This is a genomic window from Kitasatospora sp. NPDC024654, from assembly GCF_055559155.1.
The window spans coordinates 163401-186890 of the sequence record NZ_JBVHLF010000005.1; the positions used below are offsets into that span (position 1 = coordinate 163401).

A 23490-nucleotide genomic window follows, 5' to 3' on the forward strand; every position below is an offset into this window, starting at 1 on the left:
CGGGCAGGTAGCGCTGCCCCCCGCCGGAGTCGGTGGTCGTTTCCGCCGGCCGGATCGTCCCGCGAGCCTTGGTGCTGTCGTGCAATCCGGTCGAAGAGGAGCGCCAAGGATGCCGCAGTACTTGTCTCCAGGTGTCTACGTGGAGGAGGTCGCCAGCGGCCCCCGCCCGATCCAGGGTGTCGGGACCTCCGTCGCCGCCTTTGTGGGCTTCGCCGAGAAGGGGCCGTTCCACACGCCGACCCTGGTGACGACGTGGAGCCAGTTCGTGGACGCCTTCGGCGGCTTCGTGGACGGCTCCTACCTGGCCCACTCGGTGTACGGGTACTTCGCCAACGGCGGTGGCATCGCCTACGTGGTGCGGGTCGGCGCCGAGGTGGGCGCGGCGGCGAAGGCGAAGCAGACGGGGGCGACCGCGCGGCCGAAGGCCCTGGTGGCCGGTGAGCCGGTGGCGCTGGGCGCCTTCCAGGTGGCCGCGCTGGGCGGCGTCGAGGGCGAGATCGCCGTCGAGGTGGCCGACGCCGATGGGGAGAACCCGGCGGAGGACCGCTTCAAGCTGGTGGTCAAGCAGGGCGGCAAGCCGGTCGAGACGTTCGACGTCTCGGCGAAGAAGAGCGCCCGCAACTACGTGGTCACCCAGGTCAGGGAGCGCTCGGCGCTGATCGTGGTGGAGGAGGCGGCGTCCGCCACCGGCGCGCTGGCCCGGCCGCAGAAGCAGACCGTGTCGCTGGTCGTGCCGCCGGCCGCCGCCGAGCTGGTGCCGGCCGGGATCTCGGTCTCCGAGTACGTGGGTGACGCCGACGCCCGCAGCGGATTCACCGGCCTGGAGTCGATCGACGAGATCACCATGGTCGCCGTGCCCGACCTGATGGCCGCCTACCAGCAGGGCCTGCTGGACGAGGAGGGCGTCAAGGCGGTGCAGCTCGCGATGATCACGCACTGCGAGCTGATGGGCGACCGGGTCGCGGTGCTGGACCCGCTGCCCGACCTGAGCCCCCGCCAGGTCAAGGAGTGGCGCCAGGAGGGTGCCGGCTACGACTCCAAGTACGCCGCGCTGTACTACCCGTGGATCAAGGTCTTCGATCCGAGCAGCGGCCAGAACCGCTTCGTCCCGCCGAGCGGGCACATGCTCGGCGTCTGGGCCCGGAACGACAGCGAGCGCGGGGTGCACAAGGCGCCGGCCAACGAGGTCGTCCGCGGTGCCATCGACCTCCAGATCAACGTGACCAAGGGCGAGCAGGACCTGCTCAACCCGATCGGCGTCAACTGCATCCGGGCCTTCCCCGGCCGCGGTATCCGGGTCTGGGGCGCCCGCACCCTCGCCTCCGACCCGGCCTGGCGCTACATCAACGTGCGGCGGCTCTTCAACTACCTGGAGGAGTCGATCCTGCTGGGTACCCAGTGGACCGTCTTCGAGCCGAACGACGAGCTGCTGTGGATCAGCATCCGCCGCGACATCTCGGCCTTCCTGCGGGAGGAGTGGCGGCGCGGCGCGCTGTTCGGGGCGACCGCGGAGCAGGCCTTCTACGTCAAGTGCGACGCCGAGACCAACCCGCCGGCGTCGGTCGACCTCGGCCAGGTGGTCTGCGAGATCGGCATCTGCCCGGTGAAGCCCGCGGAGTTCGTGGTGTTCCGGCTGTCGCAGTTCTCGGACAACAGCAGCCTCGTCAACGAGTAGCGGCGAGCCGCGGCGACGAGCGGCGCGCAGTCGTGAGTAGTCCTGTCATTTCCCTCCCAGTTCCAGGAAAGGCGGTGTGGTCCGGATGACGACCCCGAGCAACGGGTTGGCTTTGGCCATTGCCACCCACAGGTTCACCGTCCAGCTCGGTGGCTACCAGGTCGAGACCGTGCAGGAAGTCAGCGGTCTGAGCTTCGAGATGGACGCGATCGACCACTACGAGGTGACCTCGACGGGCCAGATGGTGGTCCGCAAGCTGGCCGGTGCCCGGAAGGGCGGCGAGATCACCATCAGCCGGGGGCTCGGTCAGAGCCCGGTCTTCACCCAGTGGCTGGACAAGTCGTTCCTGCAGGGCGACGTGGCCTCGGCCCGTCAGTCGATCACCATCCTGGTGAGCGACTCGCAGGGCAACCCGGTGCGCCACATCACCCTGGAGAACGCCTGGGTGAAGAAGTGGGAGGGGCCCTCGCTGAAGGCCGGTGACTCCCAGCCGGCGATCGAGAAGGTCACCATCGTGTTCGAGGACGTGACCCTCAAGTGAGGCGTCGCACGGTCAGCGGCACCGCCCTCGGCCAGCCGGCCGAGGGCGGTGCCGGGCCGGTCCCGGACGGCTTCGACCCGGACCCGGTCATGCGGCAACCTCCGTACCAGGCACCACCGTCGGTCAGCCCGCAGCCGCTGCGCACCGAGTTCGAGTTCGAGCTGCCACGCGGCTACGTGGACCCCACCGGCGTCGTGCACCGGCACGGCGCGATGCGGCTCGCGACCGCCCGCGACGAGCTGATGCCGCTGATCGACCTGCGGGTGAAGAACAACCCCGCGTACCTCACCGTGGTGCTGCTCGGCACGGTGATCACCCGGCTGGGCACGCTGGTCAACCCGGGGGCGGAGGTGGTCGAGGAACTGTTCGCCTCGGACCTCGCCTTCCTCCAGGACTTCTACCGGCGGATCAACGCCGAGGGTCACACCCGGGCCGCGGTCAACTGCCCCTCCTGCGACGCGGCCTTCGAGGTCGATCTGGCCGGGGGGCGCCTGGGGGAATCGTGACGTACGCGGTCGACCGTCTGTACGAGGAGATCGCGTACATCGCCTACCACTTCCACTGGCAGCAGGACCCGATCCTCGACCTCACCCACGCGGAGCGGGGGCGGTGGGTCGAGGAGATCGCCAGGATCAACACCCGGATCAACGAAGGATGAGTGAGCGGACGTGGCACTGCGAGATCGGCTGGGCCGGGGCCGCCGCACGCCCGTGGAGCCGGTCGTCGCAGCGGAGCCGGTCGCCGCTGCGGAGGCGGCGGCCTCCGGGGTGGCCCCGACCGGTGCTCGGTCGCGGCCGGAGCCGGCCTGGCTGAGCGTGCCGGTGCTGCGGCGGGCGGTCGTGGGTCGCACGGCGGTCAACGACCCGGCCGCCTTCGAACGCGGCCTGGTGACGCGGCGCGACCCTTCGTTCCGGGGTGAACTGGGACACCGGGTCAGCTCCGAGGCGCCGTCGGGGCTGCTGCACGGGCTGCTGGGCCCGGCGCCGGGGACCGCGATCCAACGGGCGCCCGGGCGCGGCCTGCCGCACGTCCGTCCGCTGGACGAGCCGGTCGCGGCGGGCGGTCCGGGCGGCGGGGTGCCCTCGGCGGCGGAGGCGGAGACGGGCGGTGCGGGAGGTGCGGCGGGGACGGCGGCGCACCGGGTCGTCGCGCTCCGGCCCGCGCTGCCCACACCTGTCCGCGGCCCGGAGGCCGCGCCCGCCGGGAGCTCCGAGGACGGCGCGCGGGCCACGCGCCTGCCGCGACTCGCGGTGTCGCGTGCCGTGGTGTCGCGTGCCGTGGAGGGTGAGACGTCGCGTTCGGCGCCGGTGCAGCGGCGGAGCGCGGCCTTGACGTCGGCTCCCGAGGTGCCGGGCCTGGCGCGTGACCTGCCGCTGCTGGCGCGACCGGGGACCGGCCGAGGTGCGGTGGCGCGGGACGCGGGCGAGACGTCCGGGAGCGGTCAGCCCTCGTCGGGTGTCGCGACGACGGGTGTGCCGGCGGTGGCGTCGGCATCGGGACCGGCACCGGACGCCGTCCGGGGGACGCTGGGGCGTGAGGCGACGGCGGTGCAGCGGGCCGCGGAACGGTCGGCTTCGCGGGAGGCTGCGGGCGCGGGTGCGCCGGAGGTGTCGGGTCCGGGTGCGTCGTTGGGTGCGATGCCGGTCAGCGTGCGGCGGTCGGCTTCGCGGGAGGCTGCGGGCGCGGGTGCGCCGGAGGTGTCGGGTCCGGGTGCGTCGTTGGGTGCGATGCCCGTCAGCGTGCGGCGGTCGGCTTCGCGGGAGGCTGCGGGCGCGGGTGCGCCGGAGGCGTCGGGCGCGGGTGCGTCGTTGGGTGCGATGCCCGTCAGCGTGCGGCGGTCGGCTTCGCGGGAGGCGTCGGGCGCGGGTGCGTCGTTGGGTGCGATGCCGGTCAGTGTGCAGCGGTCGGCTTCGCGGGAGGCTGCGGGCGCGGGTGCGCCGGAGGCGTCGGGTCCGGACGCGCCGCTCGTCGGTGCTTCCTCGCCGGTCACCGCGCAGCGGTCGGTTCCGCGGGAGGGCGCGGGTCCGGGTGTCCTCGGTCCTGCCGCCGCCCCGGAGGTCCGGCGTCCGGGGCTCGGTGCGCCACTCGCCGCGATGCCCGTCAGCGTGCGGCGCTCGGCTTCGCCGGAGACCGCGGATGAGGGTGTCGTCGGCGCTGCCGTTGTCCGGGAGGTGTCGCGTTCGGGGCTTGGTGCGCCGCTCGCCGCCATGCCCGTCACCGCACAGCGGAGCGGCGGTGGTGCTGCCGGGGGTTCCTCGGCCGCGAGCCCGGCTCCCGGCCCTGTGGTGCAACGAGGCGAGACGTCGGCGCCACCCGCTCGGGCGGAGGCGGCTGCGATGCCGGCACGGGGAGCGGCGGCTGCGGGCGGTACGGGCGGTACGGGCGGCGGTACGGCGGGCATGGGCCGTACGGCGGGCGCGGTTCCGCTCGTGGTGGCGCGTGCGCTGACCGCCTCGGGGGACGTCACGGCCACTGACCCCCCGGTGCCGTCCGGGCCGAGCGTGCCGACGCGGCAGGCCGGCCTGCTCGCGGATCGGCCGCTGCTGCCGATGGCGGTCCAGCGGGCCGTGGACGGATCGGCACACGCCTCCGAGGCCGCTGCTTCCGGACCCCCGGCAGCGGCGGTGCCGGCGAGTCCGGCCGCCGTTCCGCTGCGCTGGGTGCGCACGGGTGAACCGGAGGCGGGCGGCGGGGCGGCGGTCTCCTCGCAGGCCGCCTCGCCTGCTCCGAGCGCCTCCGGAGCCGGCCGGCAGGTCGGCCGCGCCGGCCGGACGGCGACGAGCAGCCGCGCACCGCAGGTGGGCGCCGCGCCGGTGCAGCGTCGGGCGGGCCGTTCGACGTCGGCGTCGCCCGCCGGTCGCACTACGCCCGGCGCGGCGGAGAACCCGCCGCCGGGCGCCGCTCCCGACCGGGCGGCTCGGTTGCCCCTTCCGCCGCCCGGACCGGACGTCCGGACGGACGGACCGGGCCAAGGCCGGGCGAACCCCGCGCTCCGTGCGGCGGTCGCGTCCCCCGGGGCCGCCCCGAGCCGTCCCGGCCCGGTCCAGCGTCTGCTGTCACGTCGCGGGACCGCTCGTGCCGAGAGCCGCACGTCGTCGCCCGATCTCCCGTCCCTGCCGCGGACCCCCGCCCGGCAGGCGTCGCAGGATCCGCCGGCGGCGGCCGACTCCCGGCCCCCCGTGGTCCAGCGTCAGACCGCTGCCGCTACCACTGCCGCTACCACTGCAGCGCCGGGCCCGCGGTCCGGCCGCGCCGACGCGACAGGCGCCGCACCCGTTCCGGTGGTGCGGCCCTCCGCGTCGCCGATCGCCTCGTCCGCCGGGCCGTCGCTACCTGGCCGGCCGGCCACGCCGCTGCCCGCGGCCGCGCCGCACCGGCACACGGCGACCTGGTCCCCGACGCGTCCGGCAGCGCAGGCATCTCAGGCACCGCAGGCACCTCAATCACCTCAGGCACCTCAGGCACCTCAGGCACCTCAATCATTTCAGGCACCGCAGGCGCAGTCGGTCCAGCGGTCCGCTCTGCCGGTGGGCCGATCAGCGTCAGGCGCCGCCGAGCCGCTCGCCGCGGTGGCGGCGCCAACTCCCGTACCGCCAACTCCCGTACCAGGGACCGCACCGGTGCCCGCTCCCAGCGCCCCGCTCGTCCAGCGGCTGCGGGAGCGCCCGGTCCGCAGCGGGCCGAGCATGCCGCTGCCGGTCCAGCGACCGCGGTCCGACCAGCAGCGGCCGGTGGACCCGCAGCCCGTCGAGTGGCAACAGCCGGAGCAGCGGCAGGAGTTCGAGAGCAGCCCGGCCCGGCCCGGCGCCCCCACCGCCGCCGCACCCAGCACGGCGTCGGCACCGCCCTCGCCACCTGAGGCGCAGGGGAAGGCGCGGCCCGCCGAGCGCCTCATCGCCTCCCTGGAGCGCAAGCACCTGGACGAGCTCGCCCGGTTGCTGGCCCCGCCGATGGGGCGCCTGCTGCGCGCCGAGTTGTGGTCGGGGCGCGAGCGTGCGGGGCGGCTCCTCGACGGCGACAGGTGAGCGGTGGACGAAGGACGATGAGCGATGAACGAGGAGCGGTGACGGGATGACCGGCAACTACCCGGGGACAACGGTCCACTTCCGGCTGCAGATCACCGGGATCGACCTGGGCGTCTTCACCTCCTGCAGCGGTCTGGGCGCCCAGGTCGAGCTGGAGCAGCGTGCCGAGGGCGGTGCCAACGGGTTCGTCTGGCAGCTGCCGACCAGGGTCACCTTCCCGAACGTGACGCTCAGCCGCGGCCTGACCCCCGACAGTGCCAAGATCGCCACCTACCTGACCGCACTCCAGCAGCGGGTCACCCGGGGAACCGCTCAGATCACCGCCCTGGACTCGACCCTGCGAACCACCATCGCCACCTGGTCGCTGAACCAGGTGGTCCTGGCGCGCTGGAGCGGCCCGTCCTTCGACCCCACCCGTTCCGAGGTGGCGATGGAGAGCGTGGAGCTCGCCCACCAGGGGTTCCTGTGACCCACCCCGTTCGACGACACCTACACCCAGCAGCCGCCGAGGAAGGACGGGTTCGATGACCACGGCGCCTCCCACCAAGGCCACGCTCTCCGCGTACGAGCCGCCGACCGGGGACAGCCTCACCCCTGGCGGCCAACTCGGCCGGCTGACCTTCCAGTTCAATCCGCACACGCTGACGCTGAGCAAGAGCGCGTCGTGGACGGAGAACCGGCAGGCGGCGGCGGAGTCCGTCGGCAAGCCGCAGTTCCAGGGCGCCGGGCCGCGCCAGTTGAACGTGGAGCTGTTCCTGGACGCCACCGCGGATCACGACGACTCGGTGGCCACCGCCGTGGAGACGCTGCTGAACTGGTGCCTGCCGACGACCGCGAGCATCTCGGCGAAGGCGCCGTGCGCGCCCTGGATCAGGTTCGAGTGGGGTCCGTTCCAGAGTGTCGCGTTCTTCGGCTACCTGGCGAGCGCGAACGCGACGTACTCGCTGTTCGACACGGCCGGGCAGCCGTTGCGCGCGTCGTGCGCGATCCAGATCACCGAGGCGGGTGCCACCATGCCCCGGCAGAACCCGACATCGGGCGCGCTGACCGCCCGTCGGGTGCACCAGGTGGTGGGCGGCGACAGCCTGGAGCTGCTGGCGCACCGCGAGTACGGCGACGCGACGGCCTGGCGGGTGATCGCGGAGGCCAACGGCATCGACGACCCGATGCGGCTGCGTCCCGGCACCGAGCTGCTGGTGCCGGCGGCCGAAGAGCTCAGGGCGGGGTGACGGCATGTCGGTAGGTCCTGACGGGGTCGGCTTCGTCATCGGCGTCCCGGGTCCGCTGCCGCCGGCGTGGGCGAACGTGCCCAAGGAGCTGCGGATCGAGGAGGGGCCGGGTCTGCCGGCGTCGGCCGTGGTGCGCTTCCTCGACCCGTCCCGGACGCTGGTCGGCGACACCGGCCTCGCCATCGGCGGGAAGTTCACGGTCATGGTCGCCACCAGCGACAGCAGCGGGACGCGTCCGCTGTTCACCGGTGAGGTCGTGGGCCTGGAGGCCGAGTTCGACGCCATGGGCAGCTACACCACGGTCCGCGCGCTGGACGTGTCGCATCGGCTCCAGCGCGGTCGGCACATCGCCGGCTACCCGCAGATGACGGCCTCGGAGATCGCCGGCGTCGTCCTGGAGGCGGCCGGTGTCACCGAGCTGAGCATCGACGACACCGAGACCGAGTACGAGTACGCGACCCAACCGAACGTCTCGGACTGGGACTTCCTGCGCACCCTGGCGGTGGAGAACGGCCGGGAGATGTTCGTGCGGGACGGGGTATTCCACTTCACCAGGCCGGTCCCGGCGTCCTCGGCCCCGGCGACCTCGACCGATCCGCAGCAGAGCCCGTACGTGCTGGACCTGGGCAAGAACGTGCACGCGATGCGCCTGCTGGCGAGCTCGGTGAACCAGGTGGCGACGGTCGAGGTGCGCGGCTGGGACGTGGCCACCAAGACGGCCGTCCAGGCCCCGGTCACCGTGGCGCCCAGCCCGGAGTCGCAGTTCGGCCTGACGCCCGCCCGGGCCACCGGCCCCTTCGCGCCGGCCCGGACGATCGTGGCGGACGTGCCGTACGGTACCGCGGCGCAGGCGAACGCCGTGGCGACGGCGCTGGCCGCCGACGCCGCGGCCGCGCTGGGCGAGCTGGAGATCACCTCGGTCGGCAACCCGCTGCTGCGGATCGGGCTGCCGGTGGCGGTGAGCGGCGGTGGGGTGCCGTTCGACGGCAAGTACACCGTGACCGGCAGCCTGCACACCTACCAGCGTGGCTACGGCTACGAGACCCGGATCACCGTGAGCGGACGCCAGAACCGCACGCTGGCCGGGCTGGCCTCGGGGGCCGGCGCGCCGGCCCGCTCACCACGGGTCCCGTCGGTGGCGACCGGTGTGGTGGTGGACATCCTGCGTCCGGGGCAGAACCCGCCGTCCGGCTATCCGGCGCAGGCCGAGCAGGCCTGGGTGAAGCTGAAGTTCCCGTGGCTGTCGGACAGCGCGGAGGGCGGCGACCCCGCGTACGTCAGCGATTGGGTGCGCACCATGCAGCTCGGCGGGACGAAGGGCGGCGGCCTGTTCTGCCCGGAGATCGACGACGAGGTCCTGGTCGCCTTCGAGCAGGGCCTGCTGGACCGGCCGGTGGTGCTGGGCGGCCTCTACAACGGCGTGGACAGCCCGACCGAACTGCCGGTGGCGCTGGTGGACGGGAGCAAGGTGGCGGTGCGCACCCTGTCGTCCCGGGTCGGCGACCGGATGGAGCTGCTGGGGGCGGCCCCGGCGTCCGGCGGGGGCCGCGGCGCGGGGGTCGGGGTCACCCAGGGCGTGCGGATCTCCACCGGGGACGACAGGTTGACCGTGGCGCTCGACCGGCAGCAGACCGTGATCACCGTGCACAGCGACGGGAAGATCACCATCACCGGCAAGGAGGAGGTCACCGTGACCGGCAACGGCATCACCCTGGACGCGGGCGCGGGGGCGCTGAAGCTGACCGGCGGCAGCGTCAGCATCGACGGGGACGCCGACGTGGTCGTCAAGGCGCCACTGATCAAGCTCAACTGACCGCACGTCGGACATCGGAGAAAGGGGCAACGGATGCCAGCGGCCGCCAGGGTCGGCGACAGCACGAGCCACATCTACACGTCGGTGCTGCCCGGCCCGCCCACGGGCACGGTCGGCCCGCCCGGCGGCCGGGCGATGGCCAAGATGCCCGCCGTGCCCGGCCCGCTGGTCGGGGTCACCTCGGTGCTCATCGGCGGTGAGCCCGCCGCCGTCGTCGGCACGGTCGGCGTGTGCGACCCGCACGTGGAACTGCTGGTCGGCAACGTGGTGTTGCCCTCCGTGCCGCTCGGCGGCGAGGTGCTGATCGGCGGGTTCCCGGCCGCGCGCGAGGGCGACAAGCTGGTCTGCGAGACCTTCATCAGCGCCGGTGACGCGACCGTGCTGATCGGGGGTGCCTGATGCCCGAGCTCTTCATCGGCTCCGGCTGGGCCTTCCCGCCCCGGCTGGACGCGACCGGGGCGATCGCGCTGGTCGGCGGTGACCGGGAGATCGCCGAGGCGATCCGCCTGGTCCTGGCCACCGCCCCCGGCGAGCGACCGATGCGGCCGGAGTTCGGTTGCGGCATCCACGACTACGTCTTCGCGCCCGCGGACGCCGGCACCGCCGGCCGGATCTGCTACGAGGTCCGCCGGGCCCTCGACCGCTGGGAGCCCCGGATCACCGTGGACACCGTCGACGTGGCCTTCGACAGCGTCGACAACGGCACGCTCTACATCGACATCCGCTACACCGTGCGCGGCACCAACAACCCGCGCAGCCTGGTGTTCCCCTTCTACGTCATTCCGGCGCACGAGCCGGAACCGGGCACGGTGGCCGACCCGTACCCGTCCCCCCACGTCCAGGAGACCGCACGCTGATGGCCCTGCCCGCCCCCAACCTCGACGACCGCCGCTTCCAACAACTCGTCGACGAGGCGAAGAGGTTCATCCAGCAGCGCTGCCCGGAGTGGTCCGACCACAACGTCTCCGATCCCGGCGTGACGCTGATCGAGGCCTTCGCCCACATGACCGACCAGCTGCTCTACCGGCTCAACCGGGTGCCGGAGAAGAACTACCTCGCCTTCCTCGACCTGATCGGCGTCAAGCTGTTCCCGGCCGCCGCGGCCCGCACCGAGCTCACCTTCTGGCTGTCCACCCCGCAGGCGCAGGAGATGCGACTGCGCGCCGGCACCCAGGTCTCCACCGCCGCGACCCGGCACACCGACCGGGTGCTCTTCGCCACCGACGCCGAACTCGCCATCGTTCCGTGCGAGTTCACCCGACTGCTGACCCAGCCCGTCGGTACGCGGCTGGCCGACCGGAGCGAGGAGCTGGCCGAGGGACGCGACGTCGCCTGCTTCGCCGAGTCCCCGGCCGTCGGTGACGCGTTCCTGGTCGGGCTCTCCGCCGCCGTGCCGTCCTGTGCCGTGCTGGTGAGCCTGGACAGCGTCGTCGAGGGCGTCGGCGTCGACCCCCGGCAGCCGCCGCTGGTCTGGGAGGCGTACGACGGCGACAACTGGCACCCCTGCGAGGTGGACAGTGACGGCACCGGCGGGCTCAACCGGCCCGGCGACGTCGTGCTGCACGTCCCCGCCGCGCACGCCGTGGCCACCATCGGCGGGCACCGGGCGGGCTGGCTGCGCTGCCGGACCGTGGCGAGCCGCCCGGGGCAGCCCTTCTACTCCTCCTCCCCGACGGTCCGCGCGGTGTCGGCCGGCACGGTCGGCGGCACCGTCGGCGCCGTCCACGCCGACACCGTGCTCGACGAGCACCTCGGCGAGTCCACCGGCACGCCCGGCCAGACGTTCCTGCTCGCCCGCCGCCCGTTGCTCGGCGGGGACGGCCCGCTGGTGTGCGAGGTCAGCGACGGCGAGGGCTGGCAGGAGTGGGTGGAGGTCGGCAGCTTCGCCGGGCGCGCCGGCCACGACCGCTGCTTCACCGTCGACCACACCGCCGGCGAGCTCTCCTTCGGCCCCGCGCTGCGCGAGGTCGACGGCTCGCTGCGCCAGTACGGCGCGGTGCCGGCCAAGGGGGCGCGGATCAGGGTCCGCCGCTACCGGACCGGCGGCGGGCGCAGTGGGAACGTCGCCCGGCGCACCCTGACCGTGCTGCGTTCCTCCATCCCCTACGTCTCCCGGGTGGAGAACCGGGAGGGCGCGTCCGGCGGCGTGGACGGCGAGACCGTGCGGTCCGCGATGCTGCGCGGGCCCGTCCAGCTGCGCACCCAGGACCGCGCCGTCACGGCCGCCGACTACGAGCTGCTGGCCGCCCAGGCGGCCCCCTCCGCGGCGCGGATCCGGGCGCTGCCGACCTCGGGCGGTGCCGGGGACGGCGGAGTGCGGCTGCTGGTGGTGCCGGGCGTGGTCGCGGACCGGGGCGACCGGCTGCGCTTCGAGCAGATGGTGCCCTCGGACGCGCTGCTGTCCGGCATCGCCGAGTACCTGGACGAGCGGCGGCCGATCGGGGCCCGGCTCACCGTGGAACCGCCCTACTACCAGGGCATCACCGTGGTGGCCCGGGTGATGGCCCGGCGCGGCGTGCCCGTCGGGCAGGTCAGGGAACGCGCCCTGGACGCCCTCTACCGCTACCTCAACCCGCTGGTCGGCGGGGTCGACGGGCAGGGCTGGCCGTTCGGGCGGCCGGTCCAGGCCGGCGAGGCGTACGCGGTGCTGCAACGGCTGCCCGGGGTCGAACTCGTCGACCACGTCCAGCTCTTCCCGGCCAACCCGCTGACCGGTGAGCGCGGCGACCCGACCAGCCGGGTCGACCTGGACCCCAACGCGCTGGTCTTCTCGCACCAGCACCAGGTGAAGGTGGAGGAGCTGTGAGCGGCCCCGACGGGTCGGGCTCGCGGCGGTACGCGGTGGACGGCCTGGCGAGCCCCAACCCCTTCGGCGCGCGGCTGCCCGACGTGTACGCGGGGGAGGACTTCGCCCAGCGCTACGTCGCGGCCTTCGACGACGTGCTGGCCCCGGTGTTCGCCGTCCTCGACTGCCTCCCCGGCTACCTGGATCCGGCCCTGGCACCCGGGGACTTCCTCGGCTGGCTCGGCCGCTGGGTCGCCGCCGACCTGCCGGACTTCGATCCGCTCCACCCGCTGGACCAGCACCGGGAGTTGGTGGCGGGGGCGGTCCAGCGCCACCGCGAGTCGGGCACGGTCCGCGGCCTGACCAGGCAGCTCCGGCTGCTCGGCATCGAGGCGCAGGTGACCGAGAGCGGCGGTTCGAGCTGGTCGGCGAGCCCGAACGGACCGCTGCCCGGGTCGGCGCGGGCCGAACTCGTCATCCGGGTCACGGCCGGCGCCGCCGGGCCCGCGACCGTGCACCTGGTCGAGGACCTGGTGCAGCGGACCTGCCCGGCGCACGTGCCCTACCGGGTCGAACTGGCGGGCGGGTGATGGTCCGTCGTGCTTCCCGATCGGGCAGCCTTCGATGCCCCCGGACCGGGCTCGGCGCCCGCTCCGGCCCGGGGACGCGCGGGGCTACCGTACGCCGGTGAGCACCTGGACTTCTCTCGAACCTGCCTCGACCACGGTGGAGGCCGGCACGACCGCCACCGTCTCGTTGCGCCTGCGCAACACCGGTGACGTGGTCGAGGAGTACCGGTTCGTCCCGGTGGGGGAGCCGGCGCCGTGGGCCCGGGTGGAGCCGGCCTCGGTGAACCTCTACCCGGGCACCGGAACCACCGTCCAGCTGCACTTCGACGTGCCGCGCAGCTCCGACGCGGCGGCCGGCCCGCACCCGTTCGCCCTGCAGGTGCTGCCCTCCGAGCAGCCGGAGGCGGTCGCGGTGGTCGAGGGCGTGCTGTCCGTGCTGCCGTTCGGCGAGCTGCGCGCCGAACTGGTCCCGCCCGTCTCCAAGGGCCGGTTGCGTGCCCGGCCGTGGCTGGCCGTGGACAACCTGGGCAACACACCGGTCACCGTGTCGCTGGCCGGCAAGGACGCCGGCAACCAGCTGGACTTCGAGTTCCAGCCGTCCTCGCTGCGGATCCAGGCGGGCCGGGCGGCCTTCGTCCGGGTCTCCGCCAGGACGCAGCGGATCCGCTGGTTCGGCGTCAAGCAGGTGCTGCCGTTCTCCGTGAACGTGCTGCGGTCCGGGCTGGCGCCGCTGCCCGTCGAGGGGACGTACGCCCACTGCGCGATCGTGCCGAGGTGGTTCCCCCGGCTGTTCGCCGTGCTGGGCGCGATCGTGGCCGCCTGCGTCGCGCTCTGGATGCTCGCCAAGCCCTCGGTGACCAGCGCCGCCACCGCGCTGAGGACGCAGACGGCGGCGCTGCAGCCCGTCGACGCCGGCAGCCCCCTGCCGCCGCAGCCGACCACCGGCGGGGGCGGGCAGCCCGCCTCCGGCAACGCCGCGCCCCCGCAGCCGGGCGGGCCGGTGGCACCCGACGCCGGGAACCCGGCCGCGCCGCAGGCGACGGGTCCGGCGCCGGTCGCACCCGGGGGCGGCGCGAACCCGGTCCCGGCGGCTCCGGGCGGGGGCGGCGGTGGCGCTCCGGGTGGTGGTGGCGGTGGCGCGCCGGGTGGTGGCGGCGGTGGCGGCAGCAGCGGCACCCCGGACACCACGACGCTGCTGCAGTTCCCGATCACCAGCGTCAACGCCACGCCCACCAGCCCCAACCTGTTCGTGCAGTTCGCCCAGCACCGACTGACGAACCTGGCGAGCAGCAACCCGTGCAAGCTCGCGGTCGGGAGCTTCCGGAACGGGGTCATGGACCAGAACACGGTGAACGCGCTCGCCTGCTTCCAGCGGGACACCGACAGCCACGGCAACCGGCCCGGCAACATCGCGAAGAGCGACCAGCCCGGGACGCTGGGACGGGCGACCATGGCCGCCCTGTACGCGTTCCCGCTCATCCCCAACACCCACGGCATCAACGCCGACGCGCAGCCCGACTACGAGATCTACTGCGCCACGGCGGCCCTGATGTGGGCCGACCAGACCTCCCTGACGCCCCAACAGTTCCAGCAGCAGATCGGCCTGACCCAACAGGTGATCAAGGTCCTGACCACCGGGAGCCCCAGGCCGACCACTGCCTACAGCCAGGACTTCGCCAACGCGGTCCAGAAGTACCAGGGGGACATGGCCTCGCAGAAGCCGCTGAACACCTCGGACGACGTCGCCAACGCGCTGATCGGCGGCTGGGTCGTGCAGCCCACCACCCAGGGCACCATCCAGGAGCCGGCCGGTATGGCTACCGGCTGGCCGGGGATCTACCAGGGCTGACCGTGAGGACGGCGGCCCCGGACGGGCCGGCCCGGTCAGCCGGCGCTCCTCAGGCCAGCAGCCGCTCGAAGAGCGGGGCGATCAGCGGTACCTGGGCCTCCACGAGCTCCCACCCCGCCAGGGCCGCCCGCTCCGCCAGGGCGCGGCGGCAGACCGCCCGCGCCCGGGCCTCCGCCTCCCCGAGGCCGTCCGCGACCACGAAGAGTGCCAGCACCGGGTGGGGCCGGGCCCGGGGGTGGGCCACCACGTGCTCGAGCTGATCCGTCGCGTGGGCGCAGGAGCGCACCAGGTCCGCGGCGTCGGTGGGCAGCCCGGCCCCTGACGGACCCCGCAGGCAGGCGTGAACGAGATACATGTGGTGAGTCTGGCAAGCCAGTCATCTGGTGCGCCAGGTGACCAATCGGGACTCTTCCGGCCATGGCCGGAAGAGTCCACCGGCCGGTCGGTCGCGGGCTCCGACATGCCCGGGAGCGGGGACTGTGTGACGCTGGTGCGGAGCTGTCCTGCCGCCGGTGCCCCGCTCGGGCGTCGGCCGTCGGAAGGGTCTGTCCGTGGCCACGATCCCGTACCCGCAGTCCACGCTCCTCCCGCTCCGCGGCGCCGGCCCGGAGCCCGCGCCGGCCGGCCGGCGCCGATCCCGACGGCGGCGCGGCCGGGTGCTCGTCGGCGTCGGGCTGACCGCGCCGGTGCTGCTCTCGGTGTTACTGACCGCCGCCGCCCAGGCCGCGCCCGGTTCGGCGGTGCCGCCGTGGGTGGGGGCGAGCGCCGCGCCCAGCCCCGGGGACGCCCCCGGCACGCCGTCCGCCGGGCCCACCGACCCGCCGGGTCCCTGGTCCGCCGAGCACCGGACGTACCACTGGGCCGCCCACCGTCCGGCCGGCCCGCCCCGGCGCCGCGTCCGCCGGTGGCACGCCGCGCCGGCCGGCCCCGCCACGCACGGCGCGGTGGCCGACGGCACCCCCGACCCGGCCGGCCCGGCGGTGGCGGCCGGGCCGGAGCCCCCCGCGCCCACCCCGGCGGTGGAGGGCGGCCCGCCCGCGGTCCCCGCGCCCGTGACGCAGACCGCCGCGCACGGGAACGACCCCTCCGACCTGCAGTTCCCGCTCGGCGCGGGCCTCGGGCTGATCGGCGCCGGCCTGGCCCTGGTGGGGCTGCGGCTGCGCCGGAGCTGAACCGGCCCGGATCGGGAATCCGGGCCGGCCGGTGCTCGGTTGACCCTCCGGAGCGCCGAAGCATATGAAGGAGCTATGACTAATCCGCGGAACGAACGGCCGCAGCAGGAGCCGCATCAGGCATCGACGGGAGCGGACGGGACGGCACAGGGCGTCCCGCCGCAGGTGCTGATCGTCGGGCCGGACGGGACGGCGGTCGGCGGGGCCGCCGGCCGGGGCTTCGGCCGCTCCGGCGACGGCGAGGAGCCGCGGGAACTGCCGGTGACCGAGATGGTCGAGCAGCCGGCCAAGGTGATGCGCATCGGCAGCATGATCAAGCAGCTGCTGGAGGAGGTCCGGGCGGCTCCCCTCGACGAGGCCAGCCGGGTCCGGCTGAAGGACATTCACGCCAGCTCCATCAAGGAGCTGGAACTGGGTCTGGCGCCCGAGCTGGTCGAGGAGTTGGAGCGGCTCTCGCTGCCCTTCACCGACGACACCGTCCCCACCGAGGCCGAGCTGCGGATCGCCCAGGCCCAGCTGGTCGGTTGGCTGGAGGGCCTGTTCCACGGCATCCAGACCGCGCTGTTCGCCCAGCAGATGGCGGCCCGCGCGCAGTTGGAGCAGATGCGCCGGGCGCTGCCGCCCGGTAGCCCGGGGGCGGAGCACGACTTCGAGGAGCCGGGCGAGAACCGCGGCTTCCGGTCCGGTCCGTACCTCTGAACCGCTGACGAACCGCGGGGCCTCGCGGGTCGGTCCTTGTAGGAACGGTCTGCGAACGGCGCGGGAACGGCCGGGGCGGGCCGCCGAACCGGACCGCCCCGGCAGCCCTGGCGGTCCGCGTCGTCGCCGGGTGCCGATACCCTGACCCCTGTCGGTGGCCGCGACGGCCGCCGGCCGGGTCGGGCCGCCTCGGCGGGCCGCCGGGAGCGGCTCTGACGGGCCGTTCGGCATCACCCGGCAGCGCAGCCGATCAGAGCATCCGATCAACCACGTCGCGGCACCGGTGTCCGGCCGTGCCGAGGGGGAAGCAGAGGACCATGACCGAGGACGGCAGCACCCTGCAGGGCCACCCTCAGCAGCACGCGCTGGGCAACGGCAGGTACGTCCTCCGGCACCTGCTGGGTCAGGGCGGGATGGCCTCCGTGCACCTGGCCCACGACACCGTGCTGGACCGCCAGGTGGCGGTGAAGACGCTCCACACCGACCTGGGCCGCGAGTCGTCCTTCCGGGAGCGCTTCCGCCGCGAGGCGGTGGCGGTGGCCCGCCTCCAGCACACCAACATCGTCGCGGTCTTCGACAGCGGCGAGGAGTTCGCGCCGGACGGCTCGACCGTGCCGTACATCGTGATGGAGTACGTCGAGGGCCGCTCGCTGCGCGACGTGCTGAACGACGCGATCGCCCAGCACGGCGCGATGCCCGCCGAGCAGGCGCTGAAGATGACCGCCGCGGTGCTGGCCGCCCTGGACACCTCGCACGACCAGGGCCTGGTGCACCGCGACATCAAGCCGGGCAACGTCATGGTCAACACCAAGGGCGTGGTCAAGGTGATGGACTTCGGCATCGCCCGCGCGATGCAGTCCGGTGTCACCTCGATGACCCAGACCGGCATGGTGGTCGGCACCCCGCAGTACCTCTCGCCCGAGCAGGCGCTCGGCAAGAGCGTGGACGCCCGTTCCGACCTCTACTCGGTCGGCTGCATGCTCTTCGAACTGCTGACCGGACAGCTGCCCTTCGACGGTGACTCGCCGTTCTCGATCGCCTACAAGCACGTCCAGGAGGAGCCGCCGCCGCCGTCCGCCCTGAACCGGGCGGTCAGCCCGGCGGTGGACGCGCTGGTCGCCCGCGCGCTGCGGAAGGACCCGGCGCACCGGTTCCCGACCGCGGAGGCGATGCGCGAGGAGGTCGAGCGGGTCGCCGCGGGCGAGCGGGGCGGCAACCCGCTGCAGCCGAGCACCCCGCTGGTGATCAACCAGGGCCCGCGGGCCGCCCACGCGTCCCCCTCGTTGACCGGCTTCCCGCAGGTCGCCGGCGACATCCGGACGCCGCAGCCGCAGGTCCAGCAGCCGTACCAGCCGGCCACCCCGGCGCCGTACGGCCCGCAGACGCCGCCGCCGGCCTTCCCGCAGGCGCAGCAGCCGTTCCAGCCGCAGCCGCAGTACCAGACCCCGCGGCCGCAGCAGTTCCCGACGCCGCAGCCGGCCTTCCCGCAGCAGCAGATGCCGGCACCGGCACCGGCGCCGGTCGCCCCGCGGCCCGCCCCCGCGCCGTACCAGCAGGCCCGCCCGGTGCCCGCGAACAACAGCGGGTGCTCGACGGCGCTGGTGGTGATCGGAGTGATCGTCGGCGTGTTCGTGCTGATCGTGATCATTATCGCGATCGTGGCAACCAAGGCCAAGGACAACTCGTCCACCACGGATGGGGCGGTGCGGTCCGCCGTGGTGGCCGCGCGGCTGTCCGCGGGCCCGGGGCAGGGTTCCTGAACGCATTCCGCGCCCGGGTGTCCGAGGCGGTAGCGTTCTGGAGGAGTGAATCGAGTAGGGCGGCCGCGACCAGAGCGTCGGCCCGGGGCGAGGAGTAATGGCACAGACGCAGCAGCCGGGCGACGGCGAGGGTGAGCACGTCCCGGGCACCGGCGCCGGCTCCGAGCAGGACGATGCCACCCGCGAGACGCCCCGGCTGCCCGAGCCGGAGGCGGACGGCGAGGTGGACGCCACGGCCGAGACGCACGTCGTCCGGCAGCCCCCGGTCTTCGACGGCCCGGCCACCCCGGGCCGGGGCACCGCCGCGCCGCTCGGCACGCTGGGGGGCGGCCGCTACCGGCTCACCCACCGGCTCGGCCGGGGCGGCATGGCCGAGGTGCTGGCGGCCCAGGACGTCCGGCTCGGCCGGACCGTCGCGGTCAAGCTGCTCCGCCCGGAGCTGGCCCAGGACGACGTCGCCCGGCTCCGGTTCACTCGTGAGGCGCACGCCGTCGCGGCGCTCAACCACCACTCGATCGTCGCGGTCTACGACACCGGCGAGGAGCTGGTCGGCACCGAGTCGACGCCGTACATCGTGATGGAGCTGGTCGAGGGCCGGACCGTCCGCGAGCTGCTGGTGGACGAGGAGGCGCCGCCGGTCGACCAGGCGCTGATCATCATCGCCGGCGTGCTGGAGGCGCTGGACTACAGCCACCGCAACGGCATCGTGCACCGCGACATCAAGCCGGCCAACGTGTCCATCACGCTGACCGGCGCGGTCAAGGTGATGGACTTCGGCATCGCCCGCGCGCTCACCGGCGCGACCAGCACGATGACCCAGACCGGCATGGTGATGGGCACCCCCCAGTACCTCTCGCCGGAGCAGGCGCTCGGCAAGCCGGTGGACCACCGCTCGGACCTCTACGCGGCCGGCTGCATGCTCTACGAGCTGCTCACGCTGCGCCCGCCGTTCACCGGCGACACCCCGCTCTCGGTGGTCTACCAGCACGTCCAGGACGCGCCGGTGCCACCCTCGCAGGCCAACTCCCGGGTGCCGCAGCAGCTGGACGCCCTGGTGTTGCGCTCGCTGGCGAAGAACCCGGACGAGCGGTTCCAGAGCGCCGAGGAGTTCCGCGCGCACGTGCAGCACGCGCTGCGCGAGATGCACGGCGCGGCCGGCGCCGGCTACCCGACCGTCGGCCTGCCGGGCGGTTCCGGCCAGTACGGCTACGAGGGCACGCCCAAGGACGGCACGGCGGTCACCGAGGTGTTCGGCGCGGCCGGGCGGCCCGCCGACCCCACCGCGCTGCTGCCCTACCCGAACGGCGGCGCCACCGGCTACCAGACGCCGGCCACGGGCTACCAGGGCCCGGGCGGCGGGGGTGGCGGTGGCTACGGCAGCTCGGGCGGCTCCGGCGGGTCGGACGACGACGGCTACGGCGGCTCGGGCGGCGGCCGGCGCAGGGCGCTGGCCTGGGTGGCCGGGCTGGTGCTGGTGGTGGCCGGCGGGATCGGCATCGCCTTCGCGCTGAACGGCAGCGGCAGCGGTACCGGCAGCGGTGGCGCCCCCGGCGTGGTCACCACCTCGCCGGACAGCTCGGACAACTCGACGCCGCTGCTGCCCTCCACCAGCCCGTCGACCTCGCCGACGCCGACGCCGAGCCGGGCCAGCCACACGCCCAGCACGCCGCCGACCGACAGCGGCGGGGACAGCTACCCGACCGGTGGGCGGAGCTGGACCCGTTACCCGAGCGCCTCGTCGACCCCGACGGACACCGCCTCGGCCTCGGCCTCGGCGTCCGCCTCGGCTCCGGTGTCGACCCCGCCGACGCCCTCCACGCCGGCGGAGACCACTCCGCCGGCGAGCAACCCGGCGTCGCCGCCGGCGACGAAGCCCGTCCCGCCGGTGAGTCCCCTGCCGTAGCGCACGGAACGGCGCCGTCGCCCAGTCCGGGCGGCGGCGCCGTTCGCGTGCCCGGCACGCCCGGCTCGGGAACGCGTCAGTTCACGAACGCGTCCAGCACCTGCTCGTACTCCTGGCACCACCAGACCGTCTGCGCGGCGGCGGCCGGGAAGAGCGGGTCGGCCCGGGGGTCGGCCCGCTGGTAGCGCCACCGGAGCATCCAGAAGTCGTTGAGCCGCTCCCACCAGACCCGGTGCGCGGCGGCGGCCAGCTCCTCGGGCCGGGCCCCGGTGGCCTCCCGGTAGCCGCGGGCGTAGCGGCGCACCCGGGCCAGGTCGAGCTCGCCGGTCACCGGGTCGTTGAAGATCAGCGTGGCGCCGCGGACCACCTCCTCGCCGCGCGGCCGCACGCCCAGCCGGTCCCAGTCCAGCACCGCGCTCACCCGCCGCCCGTGGTGCAGCAGGTTGAGGCCGTGGAAGTCGCCGTGCACCCAGCCGGCCGGCCCGGCGGCGTCCGGCGCGGGCCGGCGGTGCCGGTGGGCCGCGAGCAGCTCGGCCCGCTCGGCCAGCCGGTCCTCGGCGAGCAGCTCGAACGGGCCGTACGGGCGGTGCCGGCGGACCAGCCCGCGCAGCTCGTCGATCAGCGCCAGGGTGGCCCGCGGGTCGGCGGTGGGCTGTCCGTCCGGTTGTACGACCAGGGCGCAGACCTCGGCGAGTGCGCCGTGCAACCGCCCGAGCAGCGTGCCCAGCTCCTCGCACTGCACCAGCTCCAGCTCGGCCCCGGGCCGGTGCTCGCCCCGGATCCAGGGGTAGAGCGCGAACCGCCGGCCGTCACAGTCGGTGACCGTGCGCCCGTCACGGCCGGCCACTGGCGGTGCGGTCGGCAGCCCCCGGGCGTGCAGTGCGGTGGTCGCCCGGTGCTGCGCGGTGATCGCGGGGACGGTGGCGGTGGCGCGGTCCACGTAGCACTTGAGGAAGTAGACGCCGGCCGTGGTGACCACCCGGTAGCCGCGGTTGAGCAGACCCTCGGCCACCGCTCTCGCCTCGATCAGCCGCCCGGCGCGGTAGTTGAGCAGGACCCGTGCGATCACGAATCGGGAGACCGGGGGGCTGAGCGTGCCGACCGGGGGAGCGGAGGCATCCGGTCCCTCCGATACCGTTGCGGCGTAGGTGAGTTGACTCTCTGTCACGCTCGATCATCGCAGTGTCGCCGCCAACCCCGGCTCGGTTGGCGGAAATTGCCCGGTAGTGAGCGGGGTGCCGATGATCGTGCCGCGATCGGTACCATTGACAGAGCGTGAACTTACCTGCTCTGCTCGGTCAGTTCTGCGGGTCGCTCTTCAACCGCGCGACGTAGGCGGCCGCCTGGGTGCGCCGCGCCATGCCGAGTTTGGACAGCAGGCTGGAGACGTAGTTCTTGACCGTCTTCTCGGCCAGGTGGAGTTCACCGCCGATCTGCCGGTTGGTCATTCCCTCGCCGATCAGTTCCAGGATCCGCCGTTCCTGCCTGGTGAGTTGGGCCAGTCGCTCGTCCTCCTGGCCGGCCCCGCCCTCGCGCAGCCGGGCCAGCACCCGGCTGGTGGCCACCGGGTCGAGCAGCGACTTGCCGGCCGCGACGTCGCGCACCGCGGAGAGCAGGTCGCCGCCGCGGATCGCCTTGAGCACGTAGCCCGAGGCTCCGGCCATGATCGCGTCGAAGAGCGCCTCGTCGTCCGAGAACGAGGTCAGCATCAGGCACTTGATCCCCGGCTGCCGCGAGCGGACCTCCCGGCAGACCTCCACCCCGTTGCCGTCGGGCAGCCGGACGTCGAGCACCGCGACGTCGGGCCGGACGGCGGGGATCCGGGTGAGCGCCTCGGCGGCGGTGCCGGCCTCGCCGACCACCTCGATGTCGCCCTCGACCGACAGCAGTTCGTGAACGCCGCGGCGGACCACCTCGTGATCGTCGAGGAGGAACACCCTGATCTGTCCGTTTTCCGTCACCCCTGAATGCTCCCATAAACGGGCAGATGGGATCTATCGCCCGGACTACCCCTACGTCGAAATCTGTCCGATCCAACCCCTTACGTGAAGCGCCTCGCCCGGATAACGTGCGCAGGTGTCCTCACGGCACCGCGCGAGCGGTCTCGGACCCACCCCGTCCCCACCCAGGCCGGAACAAACTAGGACGTCCTAACGCAGGCGCGCCCAGGGCGCCTGCTGGGTAACGTTCTCGTGAGGGCGCCGTCGGAAGAGGATCACCACCTGCCACGCAGCCGTGTGCGCACACCCAGCGCGCCTTGCGAGGAGGTGACCGGACCGGTCACCGGCGACCCCGGGCGGCCGGACAGACCGAGGAGTGAACGTGACCGTCAAAAGTACGGCGAGGGCGCGCAAGAAGGCCGCCCCCGGCGTCCCTGACAACCTCCGCGCGGGGAAGGACGCCCCGGCCGAGCTCGTGCAACTGCTCACGCCGGAAGGTGACCGGGTCGAGCACCCGGACTTCCCGCTGGCCGTCACCCCGGAGGAGCTGCGCTCGCTCTACCGTGATCTGGTGCTGGTCCGCCGCTTCGACGCCGAGGCGACCGCCCTGCAGCGCCAGGGCGAGCTGGGCCTGTGGGCCTCGCTGCTCGGCCAGGAGGCCGCCCAGGTCGGCAGCGGCCGCGCGATGCGGGAGAACGACTACGCCTTCCCCACCTACCGCGAGCACGGCGTGGCCTGGTGCCGCGGGGTGGACCCGCTCAACCTGCTCGGGATGTTCCGCGGCGTGAACCACGGCGGCTGGGACCCGAACGAGAAGAACTTCCACCTCTACACGATCGTGATCGGCTCGCAGACCCTGCACGCGACCGGCTACGCGATGGGCATCACCAAGGACGGCGCCGAGGACGCGGTGATCGCCTACTTCGGCGACGGCGCCTCCAGCCAGGGTGACGTCAACGAGGCCTTCACCTTCGCCTCGGTCTACAACTCGCCGGTGGTCTTCTTCTGCCAGAACAACCAGTGGGCGATCTCCGAGCCGACCACCACGCAGACCCGGATCCCGCTCTACCGCCGGGCCTCCGGCTTCGGTTTCCCCGGCGTCCGGGTGGACGGCAACGACGTGCTGGCCTGCCTGGCGGTGACCCGCTGGGCGCTGGACCACGCCCGCAGCGGCAACGGCCCGGTGCTGATCGAGGCCTTCACCTACCGGATGGGCGCGCACACCACCTCGGACGACCCGACCCGCTACCGCGAGGCCGAGGAGACCGAGGCCTGGCGCGCCAAGGACCCGATCTCCCGGCTCAAGGCCCACCTGGAGCGCGAGAAGCTGGCCGACGAGGAGTTCTTCGCCGCGGTCGAGGCGGAGAGCGAGACCCTCGGTCTGCGGGTGCGCGAGGGCGTGCGCTCGATGCCGGATCCGGACCCGACCCTGATCTTCGACCATGTGTACGCCGAGCCGCACTCGCTGGTCAGCGAGGAGCGGGCCGAGTACGTCGCGTACGCGGAGTCCTTCGAGGGCGGGGAGTAATC

General features: G+C 73.9%; 22 protein-coding genes. 18 read left to right on the forward strand and 4 right to left on the reverse strand.

Going from position 1 to position 23490, the window contains the following annotated elements:
• Positions 1 to 109: 109 nt before the first annotated feature.
• The 4 genes from ACZ38L_RS05150 to ACZ38L_RS05165 all read left to right on the forward strand — a co-directional run bounded on the left by ACZ38L_RS05150 (position 110) and on the right by ACZ38L_RS05165 (position 2874).
• On the forward strand, positions 110 to 1675 hold the full coding sequence (locus ACZ38L_RS05150; RefSeq protein ID WP_465689362.1) for a phage tail sheath family protein: 1566 nt from the start codon (positions 110 to 112) through the stop codon (positions 1673 to 1675).
• Between the two features lie 85 nt (positions 1676 to 1760).
• Complete coding sequence (locus ACZ38L_RS05155; RefSeq protein WP_396556712.1) at positions 1761 to 2216, forward strand: phage tail protein; 456 nt, start codon at positions 1761 to 1763, stop codon at positions 2214 to 2216.
• A gap of 89 nt (positions 2217 to 2305) precedes the next feature.
• A complete protein-coding gene (locus ACZ38L_RS05160; protein ID WP_465689444.1) occupies positions 2306 to 2722 on the forward strand; it encodes a hypothetical protein in 417 nt (138 codons plus the stop codon).
• Positions 2719 to 2874 (forward strand): DUF6760 family protein, encoded by a 156-nt coding sequence (locus ACZ38L_RS05165; protein WP_396556710.1) that lies wholly within the window; start codon positions 2719 to 2721, stop codon positions 2872 to 2874. The genes ACZ38L_RS05160 and ACZ38L_RS05165 overlap by 4 nt, the downstream gene beginning before the upstream one ends.
• Before the next feature lie 783 nt (positions 2875 to 3657).
• Here ACZ38L_RS05165 and ACZ38L_RS05170 read toward each other — a convergent pair.
• On the reverse strand, positions 3658 to 4206 hold the full coding sequence (locus ACZ38L_RS05170) for a hypothetical protein (RefSeq protein ID WP_465689365.1): 549 nt from the start codon (positions 4204 to 4206) through the stop codon (positions 3658 to 3660).
• 1630 nt (positions 4207 to 5836) lie between these two features.
• On the opposite strand from ACZ38L_RS05170, the gene ACZ38L_RS05175 reads away from it, so the two are divergent.
• From ACZ38L_RS05175 to ACZ38L_RS05215, 9 genes are all read left to right on the forward strand, one after another.
• Positions 5837 to 6241: a hypothetical protein gene (locus tag ACZ38L_RS05175; RefSeq protein WP_465689367.1), complete on the forward strand. Its 405-nt coding sequence runs from the start codon at positions 5837 to 5839 to the stop codon at positions 6239 to 6241.
• Between the two features lie 46 nt (positions 6242 to 6287).
• A complete protein-coding gene (locus ACZ38L_RS05180; protein WP_396556707.1) occupies positions 6288 to 6710 on the forward strand; it encodes a phage tail protein in 423 nt (140 codons plus the stop codon).
• Positions 6711 to 6765: 55 nt separating this feature from the next.
• A complete protein-coding gene (locus ACZ38L_RS05185) occupies positions 6766 to 7470 on the forward strand; it encodes a CIS tube protein (protein ID WP_396556705.1) in 705 nt (234 codons plus the stop codon).
• Positions 7471 to 7474: 4 nt separating this feature from the next.
• The gene (locus ACZ38L_RS05190; RefSeq protein WP_465689369.1) at positions 7475 to 9283 is read left to right on the forward strand and encodes a VgrG-related protein; all 1809 of its coding nucleotides are present in this window, start codon (positions 7475 to 7477) and stop codon (positions 9281 to 9283) included.
• Positions 9284 to 9316: 33 nt separating this feature from the next.
• Positions 9317 to 9682 (forward strand): PAAR domain-containing protein, encoded by a 366-nt coding sequence (locus ACZ38L_RS05195; protein ID WP_465689371.1) that lies wholly within the window; start codon positions 9317 to 9319, stop codon positions 9680 to 9682.
• Positions 9682 to 10140 carry a GPW/gp25 family protein gene (locus ACZ38L_RS05200; RefSeq protein ID WP_465689373.1) on the forward strand — a complete coding sequence of 153 codons (459 nt, stop codon included), beginning with the start codon at positions 9682 to 9684 and terminating at the stop codon, positions 10138 to 10140. Before ACZ38L_RS05195 ends, ACZ38L_RS05200 begins: the two co-directional genes overlap by 1 nt.
• Complete coding sequence (locus tag ACZ38L_RS05205) at positions 10140 to 12089, forward strand: putative baseplate assembly protein (protein ID WP_465689375.1); 1950 nt, start codon at positions 10140 to 10142, stop codon at positions 12087 to 12089. The genes ACZ38L_RS05200 and ACZ38L_RS05205 overlap by 1 nt, the downstream gene beginning before the upstream one ends.
• Entirely contained in the window at positions 12086 to 12658 is a 573-nt protein-coding gene (locus ACZ38L_RS05210; protein WP_465689377.1) for a phage tail protein, read from the forward strand. The genes ACZ38L_RS05205 and ACZ38L_RS05210 overlap by 4 nt, the downstream gene beginning before the upstream one ends.
• A gap of 97 nt (positions 12659 to 12755) precedes the next feature.
• Entirely contained in the window at positions 12756 to 14486 is a 1731-nt protein-coding gene (locus ACZ38L_RS05215) for a COG1470 family protein (protein ID WP_465689379.1), read from the forward strand.
• A gap of 49 nt (positions 14487 to 14535) precedes the next feature.
• Here ACZ38L_RS05215 and ACZ38L_RS05220 read toward each other — a convergent pair whose 3' ends face one another.
• Positions 14536 to 14841 (reverse strand): hypothetical protein, encoded by a 306-nt coding sequence (locus ACZ38L_RS05220; protein ID WP_465689382.1) that lies wholly within the window; start codon positions 14839 to 14841, stop codon positions 14536 to 14538.
• A gap of 196 nt (positions 14842 to 15037) precedes the next feature.
• Here ACZ38L_RS05220 and ACZ38L_RS05225 point away from each other — a divergent pair, with 196 nt between their 5' ends.
• The 4 genes from ACZ38L_RS05225 (at position 15038) to ACZ38L_RS05240 (ending at position 20020) form a co-directional block, all read left to right on the forward strand.
• The gene (locus tag ACZ38L_RS05225) at positions 15038 to 15658 is read left to right on the forward strand and encodes a hypothetical protein (protein WP_465689384.1); all 621 of its coding nucleotides are present in this window, start codon (positions 15038 to 15040) and stop codon (positions 15656 to 15658) included.
• 75 nt (positions 15659 to 15733) lie between these two features.
• Entirely contained in the window at positions 15734 to 16357 is a 624-nt protein-coding gene (locus ACZ38L_RS05230; protein ID WP_465689386.1) for a bacterial proteasome activator family protein, read from the forward strand.
• Positions 16358 to 16674: 317 nt separating this feature from the next.
• Positions 16675 to 18117 (forward strand): protein kinase domain-containing protein, encoded by a 1443-nt coding sequence (locus tag ACZ38L_RS05235; RefSeq protein ID WP_465689388.1) that lies wholly within the window; start codon positions 16675 to 16677, stop codon positions 18115 to 18117.
• A gap of 97 nt (positions 18118 to 18214) precedes the next feature.
• Complete coding sequence (locus ACZ38L_RS05240) at positions 18215 to 20020, forward strand: protein kinase domain-containing protein (RefSeq protein WP_465689390.1); 1806 nt, start codon at positions 18215 to 18217, stop codon at positions 20018 to 20020.
• 76 nt (positions 20021 to 20096) lie between these two features.
• On the opposite strand, the gene ACZ38L_RS05245 is transcribed toward ACZ38L_RS05240, so the two are convergent.
• Both ACZ38L_RS05245 and ACZ38L_RS05250 read right to left on the reverse strand, forming a co-directional pair.
• Positions 20097 to 21188 carry a phosphotransferase gene (locus ACZ38L_RS05245; RefSeq protein WP_465689392.1) on the reverse strand — a complete coding sequence of 364 codons (1092 nt, stop codon included), beginning with the start codon at positions 21186 to 21188 and terminating at the stop codon, positions 20097 to 20099.
• A 130-nt stretch (positions 21189 to 21318) separates the two neighbouring features.
• Positions 21319 to 21981 (reverse strand): response regulator, encoded by a 663-nt coding sequence (locus ACZ38L_RS05250; RefSeq protein WP_465689394.1) that lies wholly within the window; start codon positions 21979 to 21981, stop codon positions 21319 to 21321.
• 361 nt (positions 21982 to 22342) lie between these two features.
• Here ACZ38L_RS05250 and pdhA point away from each other — a divergent pair, with 361 nt between their 5' ends.
• Positions 22343 to 23488, forward strand: a complete 1146-nt coding sequence (gene pdhA, locus ACZ38L_RS05255; RefSeq protein WP_465689396.1) for a pyruvate dehydrogenase (acetyl-transferring) E1 component subunit alpha — start codon at positions 22343 to 22345, stop codon at positions 23486 to 23488.
• Positions 23489 to 23490: the final 2 nt, after the last annotated feature.